Source organism: Microbulbifer sp. S227A, from assembly GCF_049800935.1.
Genome location: NZ_JBNAFZ010000008.1, coordinates 106,929 through 128,205 on the forward strand (window position 1 = coordinate 106,929; position 21,277 = coordinate 128,205).

At 64.5% G+C, this 21,277-nt stretch carries 24 protein-coding genes; 20 read left to right on the forward strand and 4 right to left on the reverse strand.

Annotated elements, in window-relative coordinates:
* The first annotated feature begins 87 nt into the window (after positions 1-87).
* From ACP15R_RS18520 to ACP15R_RS18530, 3 genes are all read left to right on the forward strand, one after another.
* Positions 88-540 (forward strand): methylated-DNA--[protein]-cysteine S-methyltransferase, encoded by a 453-nt coding sequence (locus ACP15R_RS18520; protein ID WP_424987698.1) that lies wholly within the window; start codon positions 88-90, stop codon positions 538-540.
* Positions 541-687: 147 nt separating this feature from the next.
* Positions 688-1,317 carry an adenylate/guanylate cyclase domain-containing protein gene (locus ACP15R_RS18525; RefSeq protein ID WP_424987700.1) on the forward strand — a complete coding sequence of 210 codons (630 nt, stop codon included), beginning with the start codon at positions 688-690 and terminating at the stop codon, positions 1,315-1,317.
* A 24-nt stretch (positions 1,318-1,341) separates the two neighbouring features.
* Positions 1,342-2,106 carry an alpha/beta fold hydrolase gene (locus ACP15R_RS18530; protein ID WP_424987701.1) on the forward strand — a complete coding sequence of 255 codons (765 nt, stop codon included), beginning with the start codon at positions 1,342-1,344 and terminating at the stop codon, positions 2,104-2,106.
* 9 nt (positions 2,107-2,115) lie between these two features.
* Here ACP15R_RS18530 and ACP15R_RS18535 read toward each other — a convergent pair whose 3' ends face one another.
* The 3 genes from ACP15R_RS18535 to ACP15R_RS18545 form a co-directional block, all read right to left on the reverse strand.
* Positions 2,116-2,826, reverse strand: a complete 711-nt coding sequence (locus tag ACP15R_RS18535; RefSeq protein ID WP_424987702.1) for a CDP-alcohol phosphatidyltransferase family protein — start codon at positions 2,824-2,826, stop codon at positions 2,116-2,118.
* Between the two features lie 70 nt (positions 2,827-2,896).
* Entirely contained in the window at positions 2,897-3,817 is a 921-nt protein-coding gene (locus ACP15R_RS18540; protein WP_424987703.1) for a tyrosine recombinase XerC, read from the reverse strand.
* Positions 3,814-4,521, reverse strand: a complete 708-nt coding sequence (locus tag ACP15R_RS18545) for a DUF484 family protein (protein WP_424987704.1) — start codon at positions 4,519-4,521, stop codon at positions 3,814-3,816. Before ACP15R_RS18545 ends, ACP15R_RS18540 begins: the two co-directional genes overlap by 4 nt.
* A gap of 256 nt (positions 4,522-4,777) precedes the next feature.
* Between ACP15R_RS18545 and ACP15R_RS18550 the strand changes: the two genes are divergently transcribed.
* The 5 genes from ACP15R_RS18550 (at position 4,778) to ACP15R_RS18570 (ending at position 11,028) form a co-directional block, all read left to right on the forward strand.
* Positions 4,778-6,985 (forward strand): primosomal protein N', encoded by a 2,208-nt coding sequence (locus tag ACP15R_RS18550; protein WP_424987705.1) that lies wholly within the window; start codon positions 4,778-4,780, stop codon positions 6,983-6,985.
* 98 nt (positions 6,986-7,083) lie between these two features.
* A complete protein-coding gene (locus ACP15R_RS18555; RefSeq protein WP_424987706.1) occupies positions 7,084-8,316 on the forward strand; it encodes an MFS transporter in 1,233 nt (410 codons plus the stop codon).
* Between the two features lie 9 nt (positions 8,317-8,325).
* Positions 8,326-9,720, forward strand: a complete 1,395-nt coding sequence (locus ACP15R_RS18560; RefSeq protein ID WP_424987708.1) for an MATE family efflux transporter — start codon at positions 8,326-8,328, stop codon at positions 9,718-9,720.
* Entirely contained in the window at positions 9,720-10,592 is an 873-nt protein-coding gene (locus ACP15R_RS18565; RefSeq protein ID WP_424987709.1) for a 50S ribosomal protein L11 methyltransferase, read from the forward strand. The genes ACP15R_RS18560 and ACP15R_RS18565 overlap by 1 nt, the downstream gene beginning before the upstream one ends.
* A gap of 91 nt (positions 10,593-10,683) precedes the next feature.
* Positions 10,684-11,028 (forward strand): hypothetical protein, encoded by a 345-nt coding sequence (locus ACP15R_RS18570; protein ID WP_424987710.1) that lies wholly within the window; start codon positions 10,684-10,686, stop codon positions 11,026-11,028.
* 91 nt (positions 11,029-11,119) lie between these two features.
* Here the strand turns inward: ACP15R_RS18570 and ACP15R_RS18575 are convergent, their stop codons facing one another.
* Positions 11,120-11,338: a DUF1127 domain-containing protein gene (locus tag ACP15R_RS18575; RefSeq protein WP_424987711.1), complete on the reverse strand. Its 219-nt coding sequence runs from the start codon at positions 11,336-11,338 to the stop codon at positions 11,120-11,122.
* Between the two features lie 348 nt (positions 11,339-11,686).
* On the opposite strand from ACP15R_RS18575, the gene ruvC reads away from it, so the two are divergent.
* The 12 genes from ruvC (at position 11,687) to tilS (ending at position 21,272) form a co-directional block, all read left to right on the forward strand.
* Entirely contained in the window at positions 11,687-12,184 is a 498-nt protein-coding gene (gene ruvC, locus ACP15R_RS18580; RefSeq protein ID WP_424987713.1) for a crossover junction endodeoxyribonuclease RuvC, read from the forward strand.
* Entirely contained in the window at positions 12,181-12,849 is a 669-nt protein-coding gene (gene ruvA / locus ACP15R_RS18585) for a Holliday junction branch migration protein RuvA (protein ID WP_424987714.1), read from the forward strand. Before ruvC ends, ruvA begins: the two co-directional genes overlap by 4 nt.
* A gap of 41 nt (positions 12,850-12,890) precedes the next feature.
* Complete coding sequence (ruvB, locus tag ACP15R_RS18590; protein WP_424987716.1) at positions 12,891-13,910, forward strand: Holliday junction branch migration DNA helicase RuvB; 1,020 nt, start codon at positions 12,891-12,893, stop codon at positions 13,908-13,910.
* A gap of 50 nt (positions 13,911-13,960) precedes the next feature.
* Complete coding sequence (locus tag ACP15R_RS18595; RefSeq protein WP_424987717.1) at positions 13,961-14,584, forward strand: hypothetical protein; 624 nt, start codon at positions 13,961-13,963, stop codon at positions 14,582-14,584.
* Positions 14,581-14,967 (forward strand): tol-pal system-associated acyl-CoA thioesterase, encoded by a 387-nt coding sequence (ybgC, locus tag ACP15R_RS18600; protein WP_424987718.1) that lies wholly within the window; start codon positions 14,581-14,583, stop codon positions 14,965-14,967. Before ACP15R_RS18595 ends, ybgC begins: the two co-directional genes overlap by 4 nt.
* A 104-nt stretch (positions 14,968-15,071) precedes the next feature.
* Positions 15,072-15,767, forward strand: a complete 696-nt coding sequence (gene tolQ / locus ACP15R_RS18605; protein WP_424987719.1) for a protein TolQ — start codon at positions 15,072-15,074, stop codon at positions 15,765-15,767.
* Between the two features lie 3 nt (positions 15,768-15,770).
* Positions 15,771-16,241, forward strand: a complete 471-nt coding sequence (tolR, locus tag ACP15R_RS18610) for a protein TolR (protein ID WP_424987721.1) — start codon at positions 15,771-15,773, stop codon at positions 16,239-16,241.
* Positions 16,242-16,253: 12 nt separating this feature from the next.
* The gene (locus ACP15R_RS18615; RefSeq protein WP_424987722.1) at positions 16,254-17,276 is read left to right on the forward strand and encodes a hypothetical protein; all 1,023 of its coding nucleotides are present in this window, start codon (positions 16,254-16,256) and stop codon (positions 17,274-17,276) included.
* A complete protein-coding gene (gene tolB / locus ACP15R_RS18620; protein WP_424987723.1) occupies positions 17,273-18,592 on the forward strand; it encodes a Tol-Pal system beta propeller repeat protein TolB in 1,320 nt (439 codons plus the stop codon). The genes ACP15R_RS18615 and tolB overlap by 4 nt, the downstream gene beginning before the upstream one ends.
* Positions 18,593-18,661: 69 nt before the next feature.
* The gene (gene pal / locus ACP15R_RS18625; RefSeq protein WP_424987724.1) at positions 18,662-19,174 is read left to right on the forward strand and encodes a peptidoglycan-associated lipoprotein Pal; all 513 of its coding nucleotides are present in this window, start codon (positions 18,662-18,664) and stop codon (positions 19,172-19,174) included.
* Between the two features lie 5 nt (positions 19,175-19,179).
* Positions 19,180-20,022 (forward strand): tol-pal system protein YbgF, encoded by an 843-nt coding sequence (ybgF, locus tag ACP15R_RS18630; RefSeq protein WP_424987725.1) that lies wholly within the window; start codon positions 19,180-19,182, stop codon positions 20,020-20,022.
* A complete protein-coding gene (gene tilS / locus ACP15R_RS18635) occupies positions 20,019-21,272 on the forward strand; it encodes a tRNA lysidine(34) synthetase TilS (RefSeq protein WP_424987726.1) in 1,254 nt (417 codons plus the stop codon). Before ybgF ends, tilS begins: the two co-directional genes overlap by 4 nt.
* Positions 21,273-21,277 lie beyond the last annotated feature (5 nt).

The window sequence follows — 21,277 nt, forward strand, 5'->3', positions numbered from 1 at the left end:
TTTGTGGGGGCGGACCATGCATGGCGTCGTTGCGCCCCGGCGTCATCCGGGGCAGGGTGGCCAGATGCAGGATACAAGGGCCAACACATGCGGTGCCTGACGGTTGCGACCCCGACGGGCGACGTGACCCTGACCGAGGATGACGGCGCGATCACGCGGGTCAACTGGGGCGGCGGGGGCGAGGATCACAGCGCGCTGCTGGACCAGGCGGCGCGCCAGATGGCGGCCTATTTCGACGATCCCGCCAATGGGTTCGACCTGCCGCTCCGGGTCACGGGCAGCGCGTTTCAACAAGCCGTGTGCGATGCGATGCGGGCAATTCCGGTCGGCTATACGCTTACCTATGGCGAGATCGCCCGCGAATTGAACGCCCCGGCCCAGGCGGTGGGGCAGGCCTGTGGTGGCAATCCGATCCCGATCATCATCCCCTGCCACCGGGTTCTGGGAGCCAGTGGCCTTGGCGGGTTTTCGGGCGCGGGCGGGGTCGAAACCAAGGTCGCGCTGCTGCGTCACGAAGGGGCGGCGGGTTTGCTGATCTGAGGTGCGGGATGGCCGGATGCAGCGTTTCCCGTTCGCTGCAAGCGTTCAGCCGGGCGTGGTGGTGTTATGCCGGGGAGGTTAATTCTCATGGGACGAAAGACCTCGCTGGATGAAGTGATTTGGCCATCGCGATGGATATGATAAGCCATGGCCATGACTCGTAACACGGATTTCGGCCCGGAACGGCGGCTTGCGGCGGTCCTGGCCGCCGACATGGTTGGGTTTGCGCGGCTGATCGAGTTGCAGGAAACGGCTCTGCTGGCCCGGCAAAAGTTGCACCGGACCGAATTGATCGCCCCCCAGATTGCCGCCAACCGCGGCCGTATCGTCAAGACCAGCGGCGATGGCATGCTGGTCGAGTTTTCTTCGGCGCGGGATGCGGTGCGCTGTGCCATTGATATCCAGACGGGAATGATCTCGCGCGAGGCCGGACAACCGCCGGATCGTCGTATCCAGTATCGTATCGGTATCAATATCGGCGACGTCATTCTGGATGATGGCGACATTTTCGGTGACGGGGTGAATGTGGCCGCCCGGCTTGAACAACTGGCCGAACCCGGCGGGGTCTGCATTTCAAGCATGGTTCACCAGACCGTCACGGATGGGATTGCCGAGCCGTTTCGTGACCTTGGCCGCCAGCGCGTCAAGAATATCGCGAGACCTATCGGGGTGTGGCAATGGACTGCCGATCCTCCCGCTCGTCCCGATGTGCCAGCCATGTCGAAACAGCAGCATGTGCAATTCTGCTCTTCGGCTGACGGAACCCAGATCGCCTGAGCGTCATTGGGGAACGGCCCGGCGGTGCTCCGCGCGCCCCACTGGATCAACCATATTGAATACGAATGGCAGAATCCGTTTCACGGACCGTTCATCGAGCGCTTTGCCCAAGCCAGCACATTCGTTCGGTTCGATCAGCGCGGCAATGGCCTGTCGGACCGGCGGGTGCCGGTCATTTCCCGGGAAGCAATCCGGCAGGATATCGAGGCCGTCGTCGAGGCAGCCGGATTGCAGCGGTTCGTGCTTTTTGCCAAGAGCCAGGGCGCGGGGTTTGCCGTGGACTACGCGACCGCCCATCCTGACAAGGTCAGCGCGATTGTTTTCCTTGGCGGATTTCTTCGGGGCGGGCTCTGCCGCGGCAGCGATGAACAGGCGGCGCTGAGCGAGTTGGGTCGCCGGATGATTGCGGATGGCTGGGGCTCCACCAATCCGACGTTCAGGCAGTTCTTTACATCGGCATTTGTTCCGGATTCGGGGCCCCACGTTCATGAGGCATTTGACGAGATGCAGCGCATCGCCACCGATGCCGAGGACGTGTTGCGCATCTATGACCTGACGGCACGGTTCGATTTCGTCGAACAGGCCCGCCAGTTGCAATTGCCGGTGCTGGTTGCCCATGTACGTGGTGATCGGCGTGCCCCGCTCGAAGAGGGCCGCCTGATTGCGCGCACGATCCCAGGCGCCCGCTTTGTCGAACTGCCGGGCAACGATCATGTCCTGTCCGAGGGCACCCCAGCGTTCGAACAGTTCTTTGAACACGCCATCCCATTCATAGCGGAACACGGTTGAGACGAGTCGTTAGGAATTGGCCCCATCTTGTGAGCGCAGCGGGATGATCTGTTGGGCGATCCCGGCAAACAGCAGGTAGACCGAGGTGACAATCAGCCCCCAATGCGCCCAGCTTTGCGGGTGGAAATCAACCCAGGCCGCCCAGCCCGCGAAAAATGTCCAGGCCAGTGCCATCGGCAGGGTCACGGGACGCCAGCGTTCGGTGCGCACCGGATGCACGAATTTCAGCGGGGTGAACATGGTGATGGCCAGCGCGGTGACAAGCGCCAGGATCACCCAGAAATTCGGTTGCAGGGCAAACACCACAAGCACAACCATGTTCCAGCAGCCGGGAAATCCGGAAAAGGAGTTATCCTTGGTTTTCATGCGGGTATCGGCAAAATACATTGCGCTGGCAAAGGTGATGACGATGATCGCGACCCAGCCCGTCCAGCCATCCATCAAGCCGGATTGAAACAAGGCAAAGGCCGGGATGAACACATATGTCAGGTAATCGATGATCAGGTCGAGCAGTACCCCGTCGAACTCGGGGGCATAATGTTTGACATCATATCGCCGCGCCAGCGGGCCATCGATCCCGTCGACAAAAAACGCCACCACCAGCCACAGGAACATCATGCTCCATTCGGTCTGTGCGGCGGCGAGCATGGCAAGCATGGCAAACACCGCGCCGGTTGCGGTGAACAGGTGAACGAAAAGGGCGCGGGCATTCGGGGTCATGGTCCTGCTTGTGCCGGATGTGCCGGACGGATGCAAAGCGAAACCTGCGGCTCGAGCGACCTGCGCGCTTTCATGCCTTTGGGTGCGCGCGCTCGTAAACCTCCATCAGGCGGGCGGTGTCGACGGCGGTATAGGCCTGTGTTGTCGACAGCGATGCATGTCCGAGCAGCTCCTGGATCGCGCGCAGATCGCCACCCGCGCTCAGCAGGTGGGTGGCGAAACTGTGACGCAGCGCATGGGGCGTGGCGGTTGATGGCAGGCCAAGCTGCATCCGCGTGCGCGCCATCACCCCCTGGATCAGCCGCGCCTGCAACGCACCGCCGCGCACACCGCGAAACAGCGGCGCGTCCTGCTCGAGCGGGTGCGGGCAGAGCCGGACATAGGTGGCCACCGCATCGCGGGCGGCATCCAGCACCGGCACCATGCGTTCCTTGCCGCCCTTGCCGACGATCCGCAGCGAGGCGGGCAGGGGGCTGTCCGCGCCCCTGAGGCCAAGCGCCTCGGAAATGCGCAGCCCGCAGCCATAGAGCAATGTCACCACGGCCACGTCACGGGCGCCGACCCAACCCTGTGTCGATTGAAACTCAATCGTGTCCAGCACCGCCTTGGCGGCGTCTTCGGCCAGCGGTCTGGGCAGCTTTTTCTGGAACTTGGGCGCGCGGGTCGAGAGCACCGCCGTGGGTTCAAAACCCGCGCGTTCGGCAAGCCAGCGATAGAAATTCTTGACCGCCGAAAGCTTGCGGGCCAGCGAGCGGGCGCTGGCGCCATCGGCGCGGGTCTGGGCCATCCAGGCCCGCATGTCGGAAATCGTGATCCGTTCGAGCGCGCCCAGACCTTGCGGGCTGCCGTGGTGCAGCGTCATGAACGACAGGAAATCCGCCACGTCGCCGCGATAAGCGATGATGGTGTTTTCCGCTACACCCGCAAGCGCCCGTTGCCCGTCGAGCCAGTTTTGCAGGGCGTCGCGGCAGGCCGGCGAAATCAGTGTCATGACAACCAGCGGCGCATGGTGCGTTCGAACACCCCGGTAAAGAAAGCCAGGATGTCGGTTGCCTGTTGCGGTGCGAAATGGGTCGGTTCCGCCGCGCCCATGACCAGCAGGCCGGGCAGCTTGTCCGGGCCGAAATCGAGCTTCATGCAGGCTTCCGAACGGATGTCATGCGCCTTGTCGCCATAAACGCGCGGATCGGGTTCGGTCACGGCGCGCAGGCTGACCTGCCGGGGGGCGCCCCGGCGCCCGCGCGCGAGATAGCTGTCCACAAATCCCGGCCCGGCCAGCGTCAGCGTGCCGTTGATGTGCTGGCCGCCGGTGTCGTGATCGCCCTGTGTGGTTTCAAGCACCAGCGTGATTGCCTCGACCCGCAGGATGCTGGCAACCGGGCCGCCCAGATCGCGCAGGAAGGTTTCGAACTCGGTCGCGTCCAGCATCCGCAGAATCGCGCGATGCACCTGGTTGGTGCTCGACAGGTTCTCATAGGCCGCTTCGATCACGCTCCGATGGGTGTCTTCGAGCCGGTCCAGCCGCGCTTCCAACCGTTCCATCGCGACGCCACGCAGGTCGATGATATTGTCGCCCTTCGAGCGGTCATCCGCCGCGATCAACGCCTGCATGACCGCCTGGTCATCGAGAATCGCATCCGGTTTGGCGATGATCGCATCGCGCAGGGTTTCTTCCAGCTTTGGTGTGCTGCTCATGTCTGCCTCGTTGGTTTTTTTCTTGCATATATCACGGGCGCGGCATGCGATGGGGCGAAAATGCCCACGCGATCACGGAATTTTCGACACTGTGGCCAAGGGGTTCGCCGACACCGGGCAGCCGCGTGGCAAAGAAAATCCTGTCTCGCCGGTTTTGGTGGGTTGGCGCGGGGGCGGCTTGGCCTTACCTCATAGCCCAGTGATCCGGGCGACCTCTGCGCCCGGTTGCGCGTAATCGCAAGCGAGGTTCGATCCGTTGCCGCCTCCCAGGGCCAGCAAGAGTTTCTTTGAGCAGGGTGATCTGGTTGCGGTCCTGACGACCCAGCCCCTGGATCGTCTGCTTGACTACAAGGCCCCGGAAGGGGGCTGTTTCGCCGGGGCCTATGTCGAGGTGCCGCTGGGTCCGCGCAAGGTACTGGGGGTGGTCTGGGGGCCGGGCAAGGGCGATTATGATCGCAGTAAGATCCGACCGGTCAGCCGTGTGCTCGATGTGGCACCGATGCGCCATGAGATGCAGGTTTTCCTGGGCCGTGCGGCGGATTACACGCTGACGCCGATGTCGGCGATGCTGCGGCTGGCGACACGGGCGCCGGGGCTGGGCGATCCGCCCTCGATGCGCAAGGTCTATCGGGTGGGGGCCGGCACAGCCGAGCGGATGACCGATGCCCGCCGCCGGGTTCTGGACACGCTGACCGACTATGGCGGGCTGTCCTTCACGCTCCGGGAACTGGCCGAGATGGCCGGTGTCACGTCATCGGTGGTCAAGGGGCTGGTCAAGCTCGACGCGGTGCGTGAAGAGGACAGCCCGCGGGACCTGCCCTTGCCGGGGCTTGATCCGACGCGGCGGGGCAAGGCGCTGACCGAGGATCAGGCCGCGGCTGCCGCCCATCTGGGCGCGGCGATCGGCGAGGGGCGCTATGGCACCACCCTGCTCAAGGGGGTCACGGGGTCGGGCAAGACCGAGGTTTACCTCGAAGCCGTGGCCGAAACCCTGAAACGCGGGCGTCAGGCGCTGGTGCTGCTGCCCGAGATTGCGCTTACCGCCGAGTTCCTGACCCGGGTCGAGGCCCGGTTCGGCGCGCGCCCCGGCGAGTGGCATTCCGGCGTCACCATGACCGAGCGGCGGCGCATCTGGAAGATGGTCGGGCAGGGCAATGCCCAGCTGGTCGTGGGCGCGCGGTCGGCCCTGTTCCTGCCGTTTCGCGACCTGGGCCTGATCATCGTCGATGAAGAGCATGACACCTCGTACAAGCAGGAGGACGGCGTCCTCTACAATGCCCGCGACATGGCCGTGCTGCGGGCGGCAATCTGTGGCGCGCGGGTGGTTCTGGCCAGCGCCACGCCCAGTCTTGAAAGCTGGTCCAACGTGCAGGCCGGGAAATACGACATGGTCGAGCTGACCTCGCGGTTCGGCGCGGCGGTGATGCCCGACATGCGGGCCATCGACATGCGGGCCGAGGCGTTGCAGCCGGGGCACTGGATCTCGCCCACCCTGCGCGCGGCGATGGCCGACCGGCTTGCCAGGGGCGAGCAGGCGATGCTGTTCATGAACCGGCGCGGCTTTGCCCCGGTGACTCTGTGCCGCGCCTGCGGACAACAGATCGGATGCAGCCAATGCGACGCGCGCATGGTCGAACACCGGTTCCTGAAGCGCCTGATGTGCCATCAATGCGGCGAGACCACGCCGATCCCCACGGCCTGTCCCTCTTGCGGGGTCGAGGGCAAGCTTGCGCCGGTGGGGCCGGGGGTGGAACGCATGGGCGAAGAGGCCGCGGCGCTGTTCCCCGACGCCCGGATCGCGGTGCTGAGCTCGGATCTGTTCGGCAGCGCGCGGGCACTCAAGGAAGGCATCGAAAAGATCGCACAGGGCGAGGCCGATATCATTATTGGTACACAGCTGGTGGCCAAGGGGCACAATTTCCCGCTGCTGACCCTGGTGGGGGTGATCGACGCGGATCTGGGCCTGCAAGGCTCGGACCTGCGCGCGGCCGAGCGGACGTTTCAGCTGATGCGCCAGGTGGCCGGACGGGCCGGGCGGGCGGACAAACCCGGCACCGCGCTGTTGCAGACATTTCAGCCGGAACATCCGGTCATCCGCGCCATCCTGTCGGGTGACGAAGAGGGGTTCTGGCGGGCCGAGGCCGCCGAGCGCGAGGCAGCGGGGGTGCCGCCCTTTGGGCGCATGGCCGGGATCATCCTGTCGGGCACGGATGTGGCACAGGTCTTTGATCTGGGGAATGCGCTGGCGCGCTCGGATGCGCCGCTGCGTGAAATCGGGGCGCAGGTCTTTGGCCCGGCTCCGGCCCCGATCGCGCGGATCCGGGGGCGGCATCGGATCCGGTTGCTTGTCAAGGCGTCCAAGGGCGCTCCGTTGCAAGAGGCATTGGCGCGCTGGACCGCGCCGCTGCGGCTCAGGGGGGACCTGCGCCTGAGCATCGATATCGACCCCCAGAGCTTTTTCTGACGCAGCCGGCATCCCGACCGATCCGGCGCGCGCGGGTACAGATTAAATTGTGAAGTTTTTTTCTCGCCAATTTCCGTGAACGGGCGTATGGCAATCCCATGGCCAGCACTATTCCCATATCCGAGGCGCGGAGCATGCCGTTCTGGCGGCGTCCGACGTCACTGCTCTTTGTGATGGCGATGACCATGCCGGTGGCGTTCTATACGTGGTATGCGCTGCTCAACAATTTTGTTGTCGAGGTCGCCGGCTTTGACGGCGCGGATATCGGGCTGTTGCACACGGTGCGCGAGATTCCCGGTTTCCTGGCGGTCGGGGTCATCGCGATCATCATCTTTGTCCGCGAACAGGTGCTGGGGCTGATTTCACTGGCGCTGCTGGGCGTAGCCACGGCCTTTACCGCGTGGTTTCCCAGCCTTGGCGGGCTGTTGTTCCTGACCCTGCTCAGCTCGATCGGTTTCCACTATTACGAAACCGTCAACCAGTCGCTGCAATTGCAATGGCTGCCCAAGGACCGCGCGCCTCAGATCCTCGGCTGGATCATGGGGGCCGGATCGGCGGTGACGCTGCTGGTCTTTGTGCTGATCGTGATCATGTGGGAGCCGCTGGGGCTGAGCTATAACCTCGTCTTCATGGTGGCGGGCGGCGTGACCTTTGGGCTGGCGGTGTTCTGCATGATCGCCTATCCGCAATTCGAAGCGCCGCATCCGCAGATCAAGAAGATGGTGCTGCGCCGCCGATATTGGTTGTATTACGCCTTGCAGTTCATGTCGGGCGCGCGGCGTCAGATCTTCATGGTCTTTGCCGGTTTCATGATGGTCGAACGCTTTGGCTTCGAGGTGCACGAGCTGACCGGGCTCTACCTGATCAACCTGATCATCAACATGCTCGCGGCACCCTTCCTGGGCAAGGCGGTCAGCCTGTTTGGCGAGCGCCGCACGCTGATCTGGGAATATGTCGGCCTGACGCTGGTGTTCACGCTTTACGGTGGCGTCTATTGGTTCGGCTGGGGCGTGGCGCTGGCGGCGACGCTCTATGTGGTCGATCATATCCTGTTTGGCCTGGCGCTGGCGCTCAAGACCTATTTCCAAAAAATCGCCGACCCGCGGGACATCGCCCCGACGGCGGCGGTCGCCTTTACCATCAACCATATCGCGGCGGTGTTCCTGCCGGTGCTGCTGGGGCTGCTGTGGGTGGTGTCGCCGGCGGCGGTGTTCGGCCTGGCCGCGGCAATGGCGTTGGTGTCGCTGTCGCTGGCCATGATGATCCCGCGCGATCCCGAGCCGGGGCATGAAACCATCTTTGCGCGCGGCCTGCCTGCGCCCGCGGAATAGGCGGCGGGCTTGGCGGGCAAGGGGCGATTCCTGACCGGGTCGACCATGGGGCACGTGGTTCGCATGACGATGGCCGGGGCCATGGGCATCACCTTTGTCTTCGTGGTGGATGCGGCGAACCTCTACTGGATTGCCCGGCTGGGTGATCCGCAGCTGCTCGCTGCCGTGGGCTTTGCCTTTGCGGTTCAGTTCTTTTCGGTGTCCTCGGGGATCGGCCTGATGATCGCCTCAACCGCGTTGATCGCGCGCAGCATCGGGGCGGATAATCGCGATCTGGCACGGCGGCAGGCGACCAGCGCGGCAATGATCGCCGGGGCATGGCAATTCACCGTTGCCGCCCTGATCATCCTGTTTCGCCATGACATCGTTGCGATGATCGGCGCAACCGGCGAAACGGCGGAGCTTGCGGCGCGCTACCTGGCGATTTCGCTGCCGTCGCTCGGGGTCATGGCGGTCAGCATGATCGCCAATGGGGCCCTGCGCGCCGAGGGGGACGGGCGGCGGTCGATGATGGTGACGCTGCTGTCGGGCGCGGTGGCGATGGTGGTGGACCCGGTGCTGATCTACGGGCTGGGCCTGGGGCTTGACGGTGCCGCCTACGGGATCACGCTGTTCCGGTTCGTGATGCTGGCGCTGGCGCTGAAATTCGCGATCGGCACCCATGACCTGATGGCGCGCCCGGCGCTGGCCGATATCCGCGCCACCCTGCGCCCCTATCTCGCGATTGCGGTGCCTGCCATCCTGACCCAGCTGGCGACGCCGGTGGGGAACTTCCTCGCCACGACGGTAATGGCTCCCTATGGCGACGATGCGATGGCGGGCTGGGCGGTGGTCGGACGGCTGACGGTAGTTGCCTTTGGCGGGATATTCTCGCTCGCTGGCGCGATTGGCGGCATTTTCGGCCAGAATTTCGGGGCCTGCGAATATGACCGGGTGCGGACCACCTATCGCGACGCGGTGATTTTCGGCCTGTCCTATACGGTGGTGACATGGGCGATCCTGGCCGCGCTTGGCCACAGCATCGCCGGGGTGTTCGAGCTGACACCGCAGGGGATCGAGGTGGTACGCGCCTTTACCAATATCGGTGCAGGGGGCTTTGTGCTTGGTTCGGCGCTGTTCGTGGCCAATTCGGCATTCAACGCATTGGGCAGGCCGACACGTTCGACCCTGACCAACTGGATGCGCGACGGGGTGCTGACCCTGCCCTTGGCGCTGCTCTTTGCAGCGTGGTTCGGGGCAAATGGCGTGATCTATGCACAGGCCGCGGCGAGCGCGATGGTCGGGCTTTTCGCGGCGATCTGGGGGTGGCGCTATGTCGTCGGATTGCAACGGCGCATGGTTCCTCCGCTTGACCTTGTGCCGCCACGCCCCTACGCGCATGCGGACCGATTCAGGAGACGATGATGCCAACCTTTACCGCGCTGACGACACTAAAGGGCAAGAAGGACGCCGAAGCACTCGGTGAAGCGATGGAACGCCTGTCGCCGGAACCCACCGGGGTCGGGGTGTTCGAGGTCGAGGACGGCTCGGGTCTCTGGGAAGTGGGTGGCTATTTCGAAGGCGCCCCGGATCAGGCCGCGCTTGCGGTGCTGGCGGTGGCATTTGGTGCCAATCCCTTTGTGGTGTCCGAACTGCCGGAAACCGACTGGGTGGCCCATGTGCGCCGGGAACTGGCCCCGGTCCGGGCCGGACGGTTTTTTGTCTATGGCAGCCATGATGCCGACAAGGTGCCCGAGGGGGTGGAGCCCCTGCTGATCGAGGCGGCGATGGCCTTTGGCACCGGCCATCACGGGACGACGCTGGGCTGTCTCATGGCGCTCGAGACCCTGATCGCACAGGGGATCGAGGCCAGGCGCGTGGCCGATATCGGGTGCGGGACGGCGGTTCTGGCCATGGCGGCGGCGCGGGTGTGGGACGCGACCATCCTGGCGAGCGACATCGACCAGGTGGCGGTTGACGTGGCCAGGGCAAACCTGCGCGCGAATGGCATCGAGAACGGTGTCGACTGTGTCGAGGCCGCCGGGTTCGATCATCCGTCGCTGCATGAAAACGCCCCCTATGATCTGGTCTTTGCCAATATCCTGAAAGGCCCGCTTGTGGCGCTGGCCCCGGATATCGTGGCGCATCTGGAGGATGGGGGGCATGCGATCCTCTCGGGCATCCTGAACGAACAGGCGGCCGAGGTGATCGGCGTTTATCTTGAAAATGGAACCAATCTGGTCTCGCATGAAGAGATTGGTGACTGGTCCACGCTCATTCTTCAAAAAATCGCCTAAAACTCGTCTCAAAATCCGGCCGGATCGCAGGTCACTGTAAGCTCAATCCTAGTTGTTAGCGTTGGTGGGGGCCAGCCTTTCGGAGCCTACCGTGAACCAGAGCCAGATTCAGTTTGAGCAGCGCCTGTACCGCCTGAACCAGAAATACGAGTCCATGACGCAAGGCGGGTCCAGTGTCAGGCAACAGGATGGCCTGGTGTTGGCCGGGCCGATGCGGATACGCCCGCGCACGGCTATACGCCCCTACCTGATGCTGGCGGTTCTGTTTGTGCTGTTCAAGGCGGTCCTGATCGCCGCCGCGGGGCAGGGGACCTATGATGGGCGGATTGCCCAGCTGCGTCAGGGAAACCCGGTGGAACATGCGGGCGCGGTGGTTATGCAGGCTGATCCGGTATCGCAATTCCTCGCCCACCGCCTGCGACCCCTGTTGCACTGAGCGCACGCGCCGAATTTTCCCTTTGAATACAGCGACGCCGCGACCCGGCTGGGCCACGGCGTCCTGATAGTCATGAGTGGTGTGGTAACGATCAGTAGCGGCAGGTGCGTGTCGCAACCGCGTCGATATCGCCGCGCACAAGCCCGATATCGTCCAGTTCACGATTGGTCAGGCTTGCCAGCGAGTTGCGGGTCATGCGTGCGTCATTCCACGCGACCACGGCGTCGCGCGTCGCCACGATAAGGGTCCCGATACGGCCGATCAGGCCGAATGCGCCATGGGTGGTGCGGTTGGTGTCAAAAGCAGCCATATCCTTGTCCTCTGATTTGATGGTTCAGTTGCTCGTTTCGTCCGAGCGCAGATAGGGGGGCATTCCACGCCGCGCAAGCGACAAAAACGCATGGGTTCCATGCGTTTTCTGCAAGTGTCGTATTGCGTGTAATGCTCTGCAATTTAACAATAAAACGGTGATTTCTCCCGTCGTTTTCAGGCCATGCGATGTCGGTATTCTGCCACCGGGTCGTTGGTGGATTTACCGATGTCGTTTTTGGCGATCAGATGTAAAACGCGTGGACCATGTTCGCCTTTCGTGCTATTGCGTCAAAAAAGCAACAAGCCCGCGCATCAGAGCGGGCAGACAGGCAGGATCGGGCAGGGCATGCGGATTTTGGGCATTGATCCGGGGCTTCGAACCCTGGGATGGGGAATCATCGACTCGCAGGGGTCGAAGCTGAGCCATGTCGCGAACGGGCAAATTCATTCCGAGGGCAAGGACCTGCCGGTTCGGCTGCTGTCGCTGCATGACCAGCTGCAGGATGTGCTGCACCGTTATGGTCCCGACGCCGCCGCCGTCGAACAGACCTTTGTCAACAAGGACGGTGCCGGCACGCTGAAGCTGGGCCAGGCGCGGGGGATTGCCCTGCTGGTGCCGGCGCAGGCGGGGCTGACAATCGGGGAATATGCGCCCAACCGGGTGAAGAAAACGGTGGTGGGCGTGGGGCACGCGGACAAGGCGCAGGTGCTGCACATGGTGCGCCTGCAATTGCCCGGCTGCGAACCGGCGGGGCCGGATGCGGCGGATGCGCTGGCGATCGCGATTTGCCACGCCTATTACGGTCCGGCGGCGGCCATCGAACGACGGGAGGTGCGGGCATGATCGGATATCTGCGCGGACGGCTGCAATATCGTGGCACCGACCACGTTCTCATCGACGTGCAGGGGGTGGGTTATATCGTCTATTGCTCGGACCGCACCCTTGCCACCTTGCCCGGTCCGGGCGCGCCGGTGGCGTTGTTCACCGACCTGGTGGTGCGCGAAGACCTGATGCAGCTCTTCGGTTTTCCCAGCCTGGTCGAAAAGGAATGGCATCGCCTGTTGATGAGCGTGCAGGGGATCGGTGCCAAGGCGTCGCTCTCCATTCTTGGCGCGCTAGGCGCGGACGGGGTGGGCCGGGCGATTGCGCTTGGCGACTGGAAGAGCGTGACCGTGGCCAAGGGGGTCGGCCAGAAGACCGCGCAACGGGTGGTGCTGGATCTCAAGGACAAGGCCCCCGGTGTCATGGCCATGGGCGGCACGGTGATCGAAGCGGTCGAAGGGCCAGAGCCGGTGGTCGAAACCGAACCGGTTGCAGTGACCGCGCCGGCGCCCAAACCCGCCACCGCGATGTCGGCACAGGCGGACGCGTTGTCGGCGCTGTCAAACCTGGGCTATTCGCCCGGTGACGCGGCGGGGGCGGTGGCCGAGGCCGCCGGGGCCGCGCCCGATGCCAGCGAGGCGGAACTGATCCGCGCCGCCTTGAAACTGCTGGCCCCGAAAGGTTAGGGCGGAATGGTTGAACCCATCCGCCATACCGGAGATGTCGCATGATGGATACGGACCCGACCATCCGGCCCGAGCCGCTGCCCGAAGACAATGACCGGGCGCTGCGGCCGCAGGCGCTGGAGGAATTCATTGGCCAGGCCGAAGCCCGTGCGAACCTGCGGATATTCATCGAATCCGCGCGCCGTCGGGGCGAGGCGATGGATCACACGCTGTTTCACGGGCCGCCGGGGCTGGGCAAGACTACGCTGGCGCAGATCATGGCCCGAGAGCTGGGGGTCAGTTTCCGCATGACCAGCGGGCCGGTCCTGGCCAAGGCCGGGGACCTGGCGGCGATCCTGACCAATCTCGAAGCGCGCGACGTGCTGTTCATCGACGAGATTCACCGGCTGAACCCGGCGGTCGAAGAAGTGCTCTATCCGGCGCTGGAGGATTTCGAGCTGGATCTCGTGATCGGTGAAGGCCCCGCGGCGCGCACGGTGCGGATCGAGTTGCAGCCCTTTACCCTGGTCGGGGCGACGACGCGGATGGGGTTGCTGACCACGCCGCTGCGCGACCGGTTTGGCATTCCGACGCGGTTGCAGTTCTATACGGTCGATGAGTTGCACGAGATCGTCAGCCGCAACGCGCGCAAGCTGGGCGCGCCGGCGGATGCCGATGGCGCGCGCGAGATCGCGCGGCGGGCCCGTGGGACGCCGCGTATCGCCGGCCGGTTGCTGCGGCGGGTGGTCGATTTTGCCGTGGTCGAGGGCGATGGAACCATTACACGCGACCTGGCGGACGGCGCGTTGACGCGTCTCGGGGTCGACCACCTGGGGCTGGATGGCGCGGACAGGCGGTATCTGCGGCTGATCGCGGAGAACTATCACGGGGGGCCGGTGGGGATCGAGACCCTGTCCGCGGCGCTGAGCGAAAGCCGCGATTCGCTGGAGGACGTGATCGAGCCCTTCCTGTTGCAGCAGGGTTTGATCCAGCGCACACCGCGCGGGCGGATGTTGGCGCACAAGGCGTGGAGCCACCTGGGAATGGCACCGCCCAGGGCGCAAAGTGATCTTTTCGGGTAAATGTCGGGTGCCTCCGGCGGGAGTATTTGGACAAAGATGAAGGAACGGGCGTGACACCAGACGAGATCGAAGCGCATTTTTCCTCGGCGGCGGGCGCATTCCGGTTCGCGCGGTGGGGGCGGCCGATTGTGCCGGTGATTTTCGGGGTTCAGGACGAGACGTTACCGGTCATCAAGGGCGCGTTCGAGGCGGTTTGCGCGCTTGCGGGGCACCAGATGGCCGAGACGGATCCGGAGCTGGGCAGCAATTGCATGATGTTCTTTTTCCGGGACTGGGCGGAGTTGCTGGCGGTCCGCGATCTGGAGCGGCTTATACCCGAGTTGGAGCCGCTGGTTGCGCGGTTGCAGGCGGCGGATGCCAATCAATACCGGTTGTTCCGTTTTGATGCCGATGGGGCGATCAAGGCGGCTTTCGTGTTCTTGCGGATGGATGATTCACTCGCGGCATTGCCGGCAGAGACCCTGGCGCTTGGGCAGGTGGTGCAGGTCATGCTGTTGTGGTCGGATGCCGCGTTCGGTGCCCGCTCGCCATTGGCGCTGGCGGGGGACAGGACGATCCTGCGCCCGGAGATCGCCAACGTGATCCGGGCCGCCTATGACCCGGTGATGCCGGCGACAGCGACAGATGCGTCGCACGCCTTGCGCCTGTCCGCGCGCATGGGGTGCGGCGGATGACCCATCGTTTTGCGGTGCAGGTCTATTACGAAGACACCGATATGGGCGGTATCGTCTATCACGCCAACTATCTGCGGTATATCGAACGGGCGCGCAGCGCGTGGGTCCGGCAATTGGGCAATGACCAGAACGCGATGCGCAATGGCGGGCTGGTCTGGGTGGTGCGCAGGATCGAGGCGGAATACCTGTCGACGGCGCGGTTCGAGGATGCGTTGATCGTCGAGAGCACGCTGCGCAAGGTGACACCGGCGCGGCTGGTGATGGAGCAGGTGGTAAAGCGGGATGATGTGCCGATTTTCACCGCGATGGTGACGGCGGTCTGCATGAATGAAAAGGGGCAGCCTGTCCGCTTGCCAGCGGAGATTCGCGCATTGATGCGATGATACGTTTGTGAATGCCGGTTCTGTTGGCATTCGCCGATCACATCGGATAGACTCGGCGCAAGAAAAAGGCCGGATGCAAACGGTCGCGAGCAAAGAGCAGGCAGATGGAAGCAGAAACCCTTGCGCTGGCGCAGGAGATTGATTTCTCCCTGTGGGGCCTATTCGCGCGTGCAACCTTTACCGTAAAGCTGGTCATGCTGATGCTGATCCTGGCGTCGTTCTGGTCATGGGCGATCATCATCCAGAAAATGATTGCCTATCGGGCTGCGCGCAGTGAGGCCGGTATCTTTGACCGCGCCTTTTGGTCGGGCGAGCCGCTGGACGGGCTGTTCGACCAGATCGGAGCGCAGCCGGATGGCAGTTCGGAAAAGGTGTTTGCCGCCGGGATGATCGAGTGGCGGCGCAGTCATCGCAGCGATGGCGGGCTGATCGCGGGGGCGCAGTCGCGCATCGACCGGTCGATGGATGTTGCGATCAACAAGGAGGCGGAGACCCTGCAAAAGGGCTTGCCGATCCTGGCGACCATCGGATCGACCGCGCCGTTTGTCGGGCTGTTCGGGACCGTGATGGGGATCATGAACGCCTTTATCGAGATCGCGGAGCAGCAGAACACCAATCTTGCGGTGGTTGCGCCGGGGATTGCCGAGGCGTTGCTGGCGACCGGCCTGGGCCTGTTGGCGGCGATCCCTGCGGTGATTTTCTACAACAAGCTCAGCGCGGATAGCGAACGCATCGTGTCGGGGTATGAAGCCTTTGCCGACGAGTTCGCGACGATCCTGTCGCGCCAGTTGGATAACTGAGCGATGGGGGCCGCGGTTCAGCAATCAGAGCGGGGCGGGCGTCGCCGCGGTCGCGGGCGCAGCCGCACGCGGCCGATGTCCGAGATCAACGTCACGCCGTTTGTCGATGTGATGCTGGTGTTGCTGATCATTTTCATGGTGGCGGCGCCGTTGTTGACCGTCGGTGTTCCCGTGGACCTGCCCAAGACGGCGGCGAACGCATTGCCGACAGATTCCGAGGAACCGTTGACCGTTACCATCACCGCAACCGGCGAGGTGCAGATCCAGACCACCGCCACGCCGCGCGGGGAACTGGTTGGCAAGCTGCGGGCGATTGCGGCCGAACGCGAGACCGACCGGGTGTTTTTGCGGGCGGATGGCGGCATTCCCTATGAAGACGTGATGCAGATCATGGGCGCGTTGAATGCGGGCGGGTTTTCCAATGTCGGGCTGGTGACCGATGTGGGTGGCCCGACGCTGGATGACGACAAGTAGTGAGGTGGCGGATTGCAGACCGGCACCAAGATTTCGGGTATTGCCCATCTCGGGCTGATCGCGGTCGCCGTGTTCGGCGGCGCGTTTCGCAGCGACCCGCTGCCTTTTGAGGTGCATGAGGTGTCGGTGATTTCCTCCGAGGATTACGCGGCGCTTACCGATCCGAGCCGGCCTCCTGAAATTGCCGAGCAGCCAAGTGCTCCGGTACCGCCCGAACCTGTGGCCGAACCGCCCGAACCCGTGGCCGAAACGCCCAAGCCGGTCGCGCGGCCAGAGCCCGAGCCGGTGCCGCCGCAACCCGAACCGGCCCCGGTGCCGCAAGAACCCGAGGATGTCGCGCCGCCCGATATCGACAGGGTCGCGCCCGAGCCGGTGATCACGCCACCCCAGAATGCCCGGCCCGATGTGGTCGAGCAGGCCGAGGTCACGCCCGATGAGGGGGCGGAGACCCCGCAAGAGGCGCAGGAGGCAACGGCACCCGAACAGGCGACGGACCGGATCGTGACCGAGGCGGTCGAAACCGCACCGACGCGCTCGCCGCGCCCGCCCCGCACGCGACCAACGCCGCCGACGCCGGTTGCCCAGACCGCGCCCGAGCCGGAACCGGAACCGGAACCGCAATCCGACCCGGTTCCCGATACGGCAAGCGCAGTGGATGCCGCACTGGCCGAGGCGCTGGCCGGACCGGCCCCGGAGCCTGATGCCCCGGTTGGCCCGCCCTTGTCGGCGGGGGAAAAGGACGCGCTGCGCGTGGCGGTGTCGCAATGCTGGAATGTTGACGTGGGCGGGCGGTCTTCGCAGGTTGTGGTGACGGTGGCGGTATCGCTGGAGCAATCGGGCAAGGTGGCCGCCAACAGTGTCCGGCTGGTGGACTCGCAGGGCGGCAATGACCAGTCGGTCCAGACCGCCTATCAGGCCGCGCGCCGGGCCATTCTGCGATGTCAGAAGGACGGGTATGATCTGCCCGCCGAGAAATATGCCCAGTGGCGCGAGATCGAGATGACGTTCAATCCTGAAAGGATGCGGATCAAATGAAGAAAATTCTGGCCAGCCTCCTGCTTGGTGCGACCCTGTTCTCTTCGCCCGTCGCGGCGCAGGACGGGCCGTTGAGGATCGAGATCACCGAAGGTGTCATCGAGCCGCTCCCGTTTGCCGCGCCGGCCTTTGTGCCCGACACGCCCGCCGCCGCCACACAGGCCGCGCAGCTGACCCAGGTGATTGCCGCCGACCTGACCGGCACCGGGTTGTTCCGGGAAATCACGGCGGATGCGCATATCGGCAAGATCAACGATTTCTCCGCCCCGATACAATATGCCGACTGGAAGGCGATCAATGCGCAGGCGCTGATCACCGGGTCTGTCGGGGTGTCGGGCAATAAGCTGACGGTGCGGTTCCGGGTCTGGGACGTGTTCTCGGGGGCCGAACTGGGCAGCGGTCTGCAATTTGTCGGCTCGACCGATGGCTGGCGGCGGATGGCGCACAAGGTGGCTGATCAGGTCTACAGCCGGATCACTGGCGAGGGCGGTTATTTTGACAGCCGCGTGGTGTTCGTGTCGGAAACCGGCCCCAAGGACGACCGGCGCAAGCGCCTGGCGATCATGGATTACGATGGCGCGAATGTGCAATACCTGACCGACAGTTCGTCGATCGTGCTGGCCCCGCGTTTTTCGCCCAACGGCGACAAGGTGCTTTATACCAGCTATGAGAGCGGATTTCCGCATATCCATGTTCTCGACGTGGGGCAGGTGCAGCAACGGGTGCTTGAGCAATCCGAGGGCACGATGAGCTTTGCGCCGCGTTTCGCGCCCGATGGACGGACCGTGGTCTATTCGCTCGAACAGGGCGGCAACACCGATCTCTATGCGCTTGACCTGGCGAGTGGCAACCGCACGCGGCTGACCAATGCGCCATCAATCGAGACCGCGCCCAGCTATTCGCCGGACGGCTCGCAGATCGTGTTCGAAAGCGACCGGTCGGGCAATCAGCAGCTTTATGTCATGCCTGCCCGAGGCGGCGAGGCGCGCCGGATCAGCTTTGGACAGGGCCGTTATGGGACGCCGGTCTGGTCGCCGCGCGGTGACATGATCGCCTTTACCAAGCAGAACAATGGCCGGTTCCACATCGGGGTCATGCGCGTGGATGGCAGCGAAGAGCGGCTGTTGACCGCGTCCTTTCTTGACGAAGGCCCCACATGGGCCCCCAATGGCCGGGTGCTGATGTTCGCGCGCGAGACACAGGGGGCCTCGGGGCGTTCCTCGCTCTATTCGGTGGATATTTCCGGGCGCAACCTGCGGCCGGTCCGCACGCCGGATGGCGGCTCGGACCCCGCCTGGTCGCCCTTGCAGAATTGATCGCGCGTTCACAATGAAATCGAGCTGTGCTAGAAAGTGTTAACAAAATATAATGGTGAGGCATCGGGCATGAGTTATTTCAAGAAATTCCTGGCGGTCGGCGCGCTGCTGGCGCTGGCGGCGTGTAACGACCCATCACGGCTTGGTGGTGGTGTCGGCGGCTCTGGCACAGGGCCGGGCGGTGTCGGGGCCGCGGGATCGGTGTCTGACCCCACGTCGGTTGCCTATTTCCAGCAGGCGGTCGGGGATCGTGTGCTCTTTGCGGTGGACCAGTCGACTATCTCGGCACAGGGCCGGACAACCCTGGATGCACAGGCCAACTGGTTGAAAGCCAACGCGGATTACACGGCGGTGATCGAAGGGCACGCGGATGAAAAGGGCACCCGCGAATACAACCTCGCGCTTGGGGCGCGGCGGGCCAATGCGGTGCGGGAATACCTGGTGTCGCGCGGCGTCGCGGGAAATCGCCTCAGGACCGTGACCTATGGCAAGGAACGGCCGATTGAAATCTGTAGCGAGGAAAGCTGCTATGCACGCAATCGCCGTGCGGTGACGGTGCTCGCGGGTGGCTTGACCGGGTAGGGCGGATGATGCGCGTTCTGAAACTCGGGGTCACGGTTGCGCTGCTCTCTGCGCCGCTGTCGACCGGCGCGTGGGCACAGGATCAGCAAACCCTTGCCGATATCCGGCAAGAGCTGACCGTGCTTTATGTCGAGGTGCAAAAGCTCAAGCGTGAACTTTCGACCACCGGCGGACCGTCGGTGGACGTGGCCGGTGACAGCGTTCTGGACCGGGTTGCGGCGATGGAGTCCGAGTTGCAGCGGCTGACCGCGAAATCCGAAGAGCTTGAGAACCGCGTCAATCGTGTCGTGGCCGATGGCACCAACCGGATTGGCGATCTCGAATTCCGGCTGGTCGAACTGGAAGGCGGCGATGTCAGCCAGCTTGGCGAAACCACCACGCTGGGCGGTGACGTGGCCGCAGCGGCCCCGGCGGTTGCCGCCCCGGTTCCGGCAGATCCGGGCGTGACGCCCGGCGGCGAACTGGCGGTCGGGGAAGAGGCGGATTTTCAGGCCGCGACGCAAGCCTTGCAGGGCGGTGACAATGCCCGCGCCGCGGAATTGTTCGCGGCGTTCAACCAGTCCTATCCCGGCAGTCCGCTGGCCGCCAAGGCCGAGTTGAACCGTGGTCGTGCGCTGGCCGCCACCGGTGACACGCGCGAGGCGGCACGCGCCTATCTCGCCAGCTTTTCCGCCGATGGCACCGGCCCTGATGCCCCGGTTGCACTGTTCGAACTTGGCGCGGCGCTCGGGACCCTGGGACAGACCAGCCAGGCCTGTCTGACGCTGGCCGAGGTCGAGGTTCGGTTTCCGTCCTCCGATATGGTGTCTTCCGCGCAACAGGAAATGGCGACCCTGGGCTGCTCTTGAGCAAGACCGACGCCGATATTCTGGCGCAGGTCAGATCAGCCTTCGGGAACGCCCCGCCCGCCCGTCTTGGGGTGGCGGTGTCGGGGGGCGGCGATTCCATCGCGCTGTTGCATGTGCTGACGCAGTGTTTTGCGCCCGGTTCGGTTGAGCTTTTTGCGGTGACTGTCGATCATGGGCTGCGTCCGGAAGCGGCGGACGAGGCGCTGCGGGTGCGGGCCCTGTGCGATGATCTCATGGTGCCGCATACCACGCTGCGCTGGTCCGGCTGGGATGGCGTCGGCAATCTTCAGGAACACGCACGCGAGGCGCGCTATCGCTTGATCAGCGATTGGGCAAGAACCCGCGACGTGGCCGTGTTCGCGGTGGGGCATACCGCCGACGATCAGGCGGAAACCATGTTGATGCGGCTGGCCCGCTCGTCCGGGGTGGACGGGCTTGCGGCGATGCCGCTCAATCGCACGATGTTCGGTATCACGCTGGTGCGCCCGCTGCTTGGCGTGACCCGGCAGGAGCTGCGCCGCTACCTGACGCAACAGGGCGTGGTCTGGGCCGAAGACCCGAGCAATGACGATACCGCCTATGAACGGGTCAGAACGCGCGAGGCACTGCGGCTGCTGGCCCCGCTGGGGATCACGGCGACGGTGCTCTCGGAAGTGGCGAGCAACATGGAGCAGGCACGCGAGGCGCTGGACTGGTACAGCTTTCTGGCCGCGCGCGATCTGGCCGAGGTGGATGGCGGCAATGTCGTCTTTGACCTGCGCCAGTTCCGTGCACTGCCCGGTGAGATCGCCCGCCGCCTTCTGGTGCGTTCGGTGGCCTGGATCAGCGGAAACCTGCGCGGCCCGCGCCGTGCGCCGGTTGGCCTCGCGCTGGACAGCATCCGGGCAGGGCGCTCTGCCACGTTGGGGGGCTGCACCGTGCTGCGGCACAACAACCGGGTCTGGGTCTGCCGGGAATACAATGCGATTCGCGCCGAACGCTGCGCGGCTGACAAGCTGTGGGACAGGCGTTGGCAATTGCTCGGGCCGGATATTCCGGGGCTGGAATTGCGGGCCCTGGGGCAGGACGGGCTGGGCGAGTGCCCGGATTGGCGTTCTACCGGTAGGCCCCTGGCCGCGCTTGTCGCCTCGCCGGCGGTCTGGCAGGGCGAGCGCCTGATCGCGGCACCGCTGGCGGGCAAATCCGATGGCTGGACGGCGCGGCTGAATGCGGGCGAAGAGGAGTTCTATGCGACGCTAATATCGCATTGAACCTC

Coding starts and splice junctions, on each gene's coding strand:
- ACP15R_RS18545 (WP_424987704.1), bottom strand. CDS start 4,521: ATGAGCAGCACACCAAAGCTGGAAGAAACCCTGCGCGATGCGATCATC.
- ybgF (WP_424987725.1), top strand. CDS start 19,180: ATGATGCGCGTTCTGAAACTCGGGGTCACGGTTGCGCTGCTCTCTGCG.
- ruvA (WP_424987714.1), top strand. CDS start 12,181: ATGATCGGATATCTGCGCGGACGGCTGCAATATCGTGGCACCGACCAC.
- ACP15R_RS18540 (WP_424987703.1), bottom strand. CDS start 3,817: ATGACACTGATTTCGCCGGCCTGCCGCGACGCCCTGCAAAACTGGCTC.
- ACP15R_RS18525 (WP_424987700.1), top strand. CDS start 688: ATGGCCATGACTCGTAACACGGATTTCGGCCCGGAACGGCGGCTTGCG.
- pal (WP_424987724.1), top strand. CDS start 18,662: ATGAGTTATTTCAAGAAATTCCTGGCGGTCGGCGCGCTGCTGGCGCTG.
- tolB (WP_424987723.1), top strand. CDS start 17,273: ATGAAGAAAATTCTGGCCAGCCTCCTGCTTGGTGCGACCCTGTTCTCT.
- ybgC (WP_424987718.1), top strand. CDS start 14,581: ATGACCCATCGTTTTGCGGTGCAGGTCTATTACGAAGACACCGATATG.
- tolQ (WP_424987719.1), top strand. CDS start 15,072: ATGGAAGCAGAAACCCTTGCGCTGGCGCAGGAGATTGATTTCTCCCTG.
- ACP15R_RS18555 (WP_424987706.1), top strand. CDS start 7,084: ATGGCCAGCACTATTCCCATATCCGAGGCGCGGAGCATGCCGTTCTGG.
- ACP15R_RS18535 (WP_424987702.1), bottom strand. CDS start 2,826: ATGACCCCGAATGCCCGCGCCCTTTTCGTTCACCTGTTCACCGCAACC.
- ruvB (WP_424987716.1), top strand. CDS start 12,891: ATGATGGATACGGACCCGACCATCCGGCCCGAGCCGCTGCCCGAAGAC.
- ACP15R_RS18520 (WP_424987698.1), top strand. CDS start 88: ATGCGGTGCCTGACGGTTGCGACCCCGACGGGCGACGTGACCCTGACC.
- ruvC (WP_424987713.1), top strand. CDS start 11,687: ATGCGGATTTTGGGCATTGATCCGGGGCTTCGAACCCTGGGATGGGGA.
- ACP15R_RS18565 (WP_424987709.1), top strand. CDS start 9,720: ATGCCAACCTTTACCGCGCTGACGACACTAAAGGGCAAGAAGGACGCC.
- tolR (WP_424987721.1), top strand. CDS start 15,771: ATGGGGGCCGCGGTTCAGCAATCAGAGCGGGGCGGGCGTCGCCGCGGT.
- ACP15R_RS18575 (WP_424987711.1), bottom strand. CDS start 11,338: ATGGCTGCTTTTGACACCAACCGCACCACCCATGGCGCATTCGGCCTG.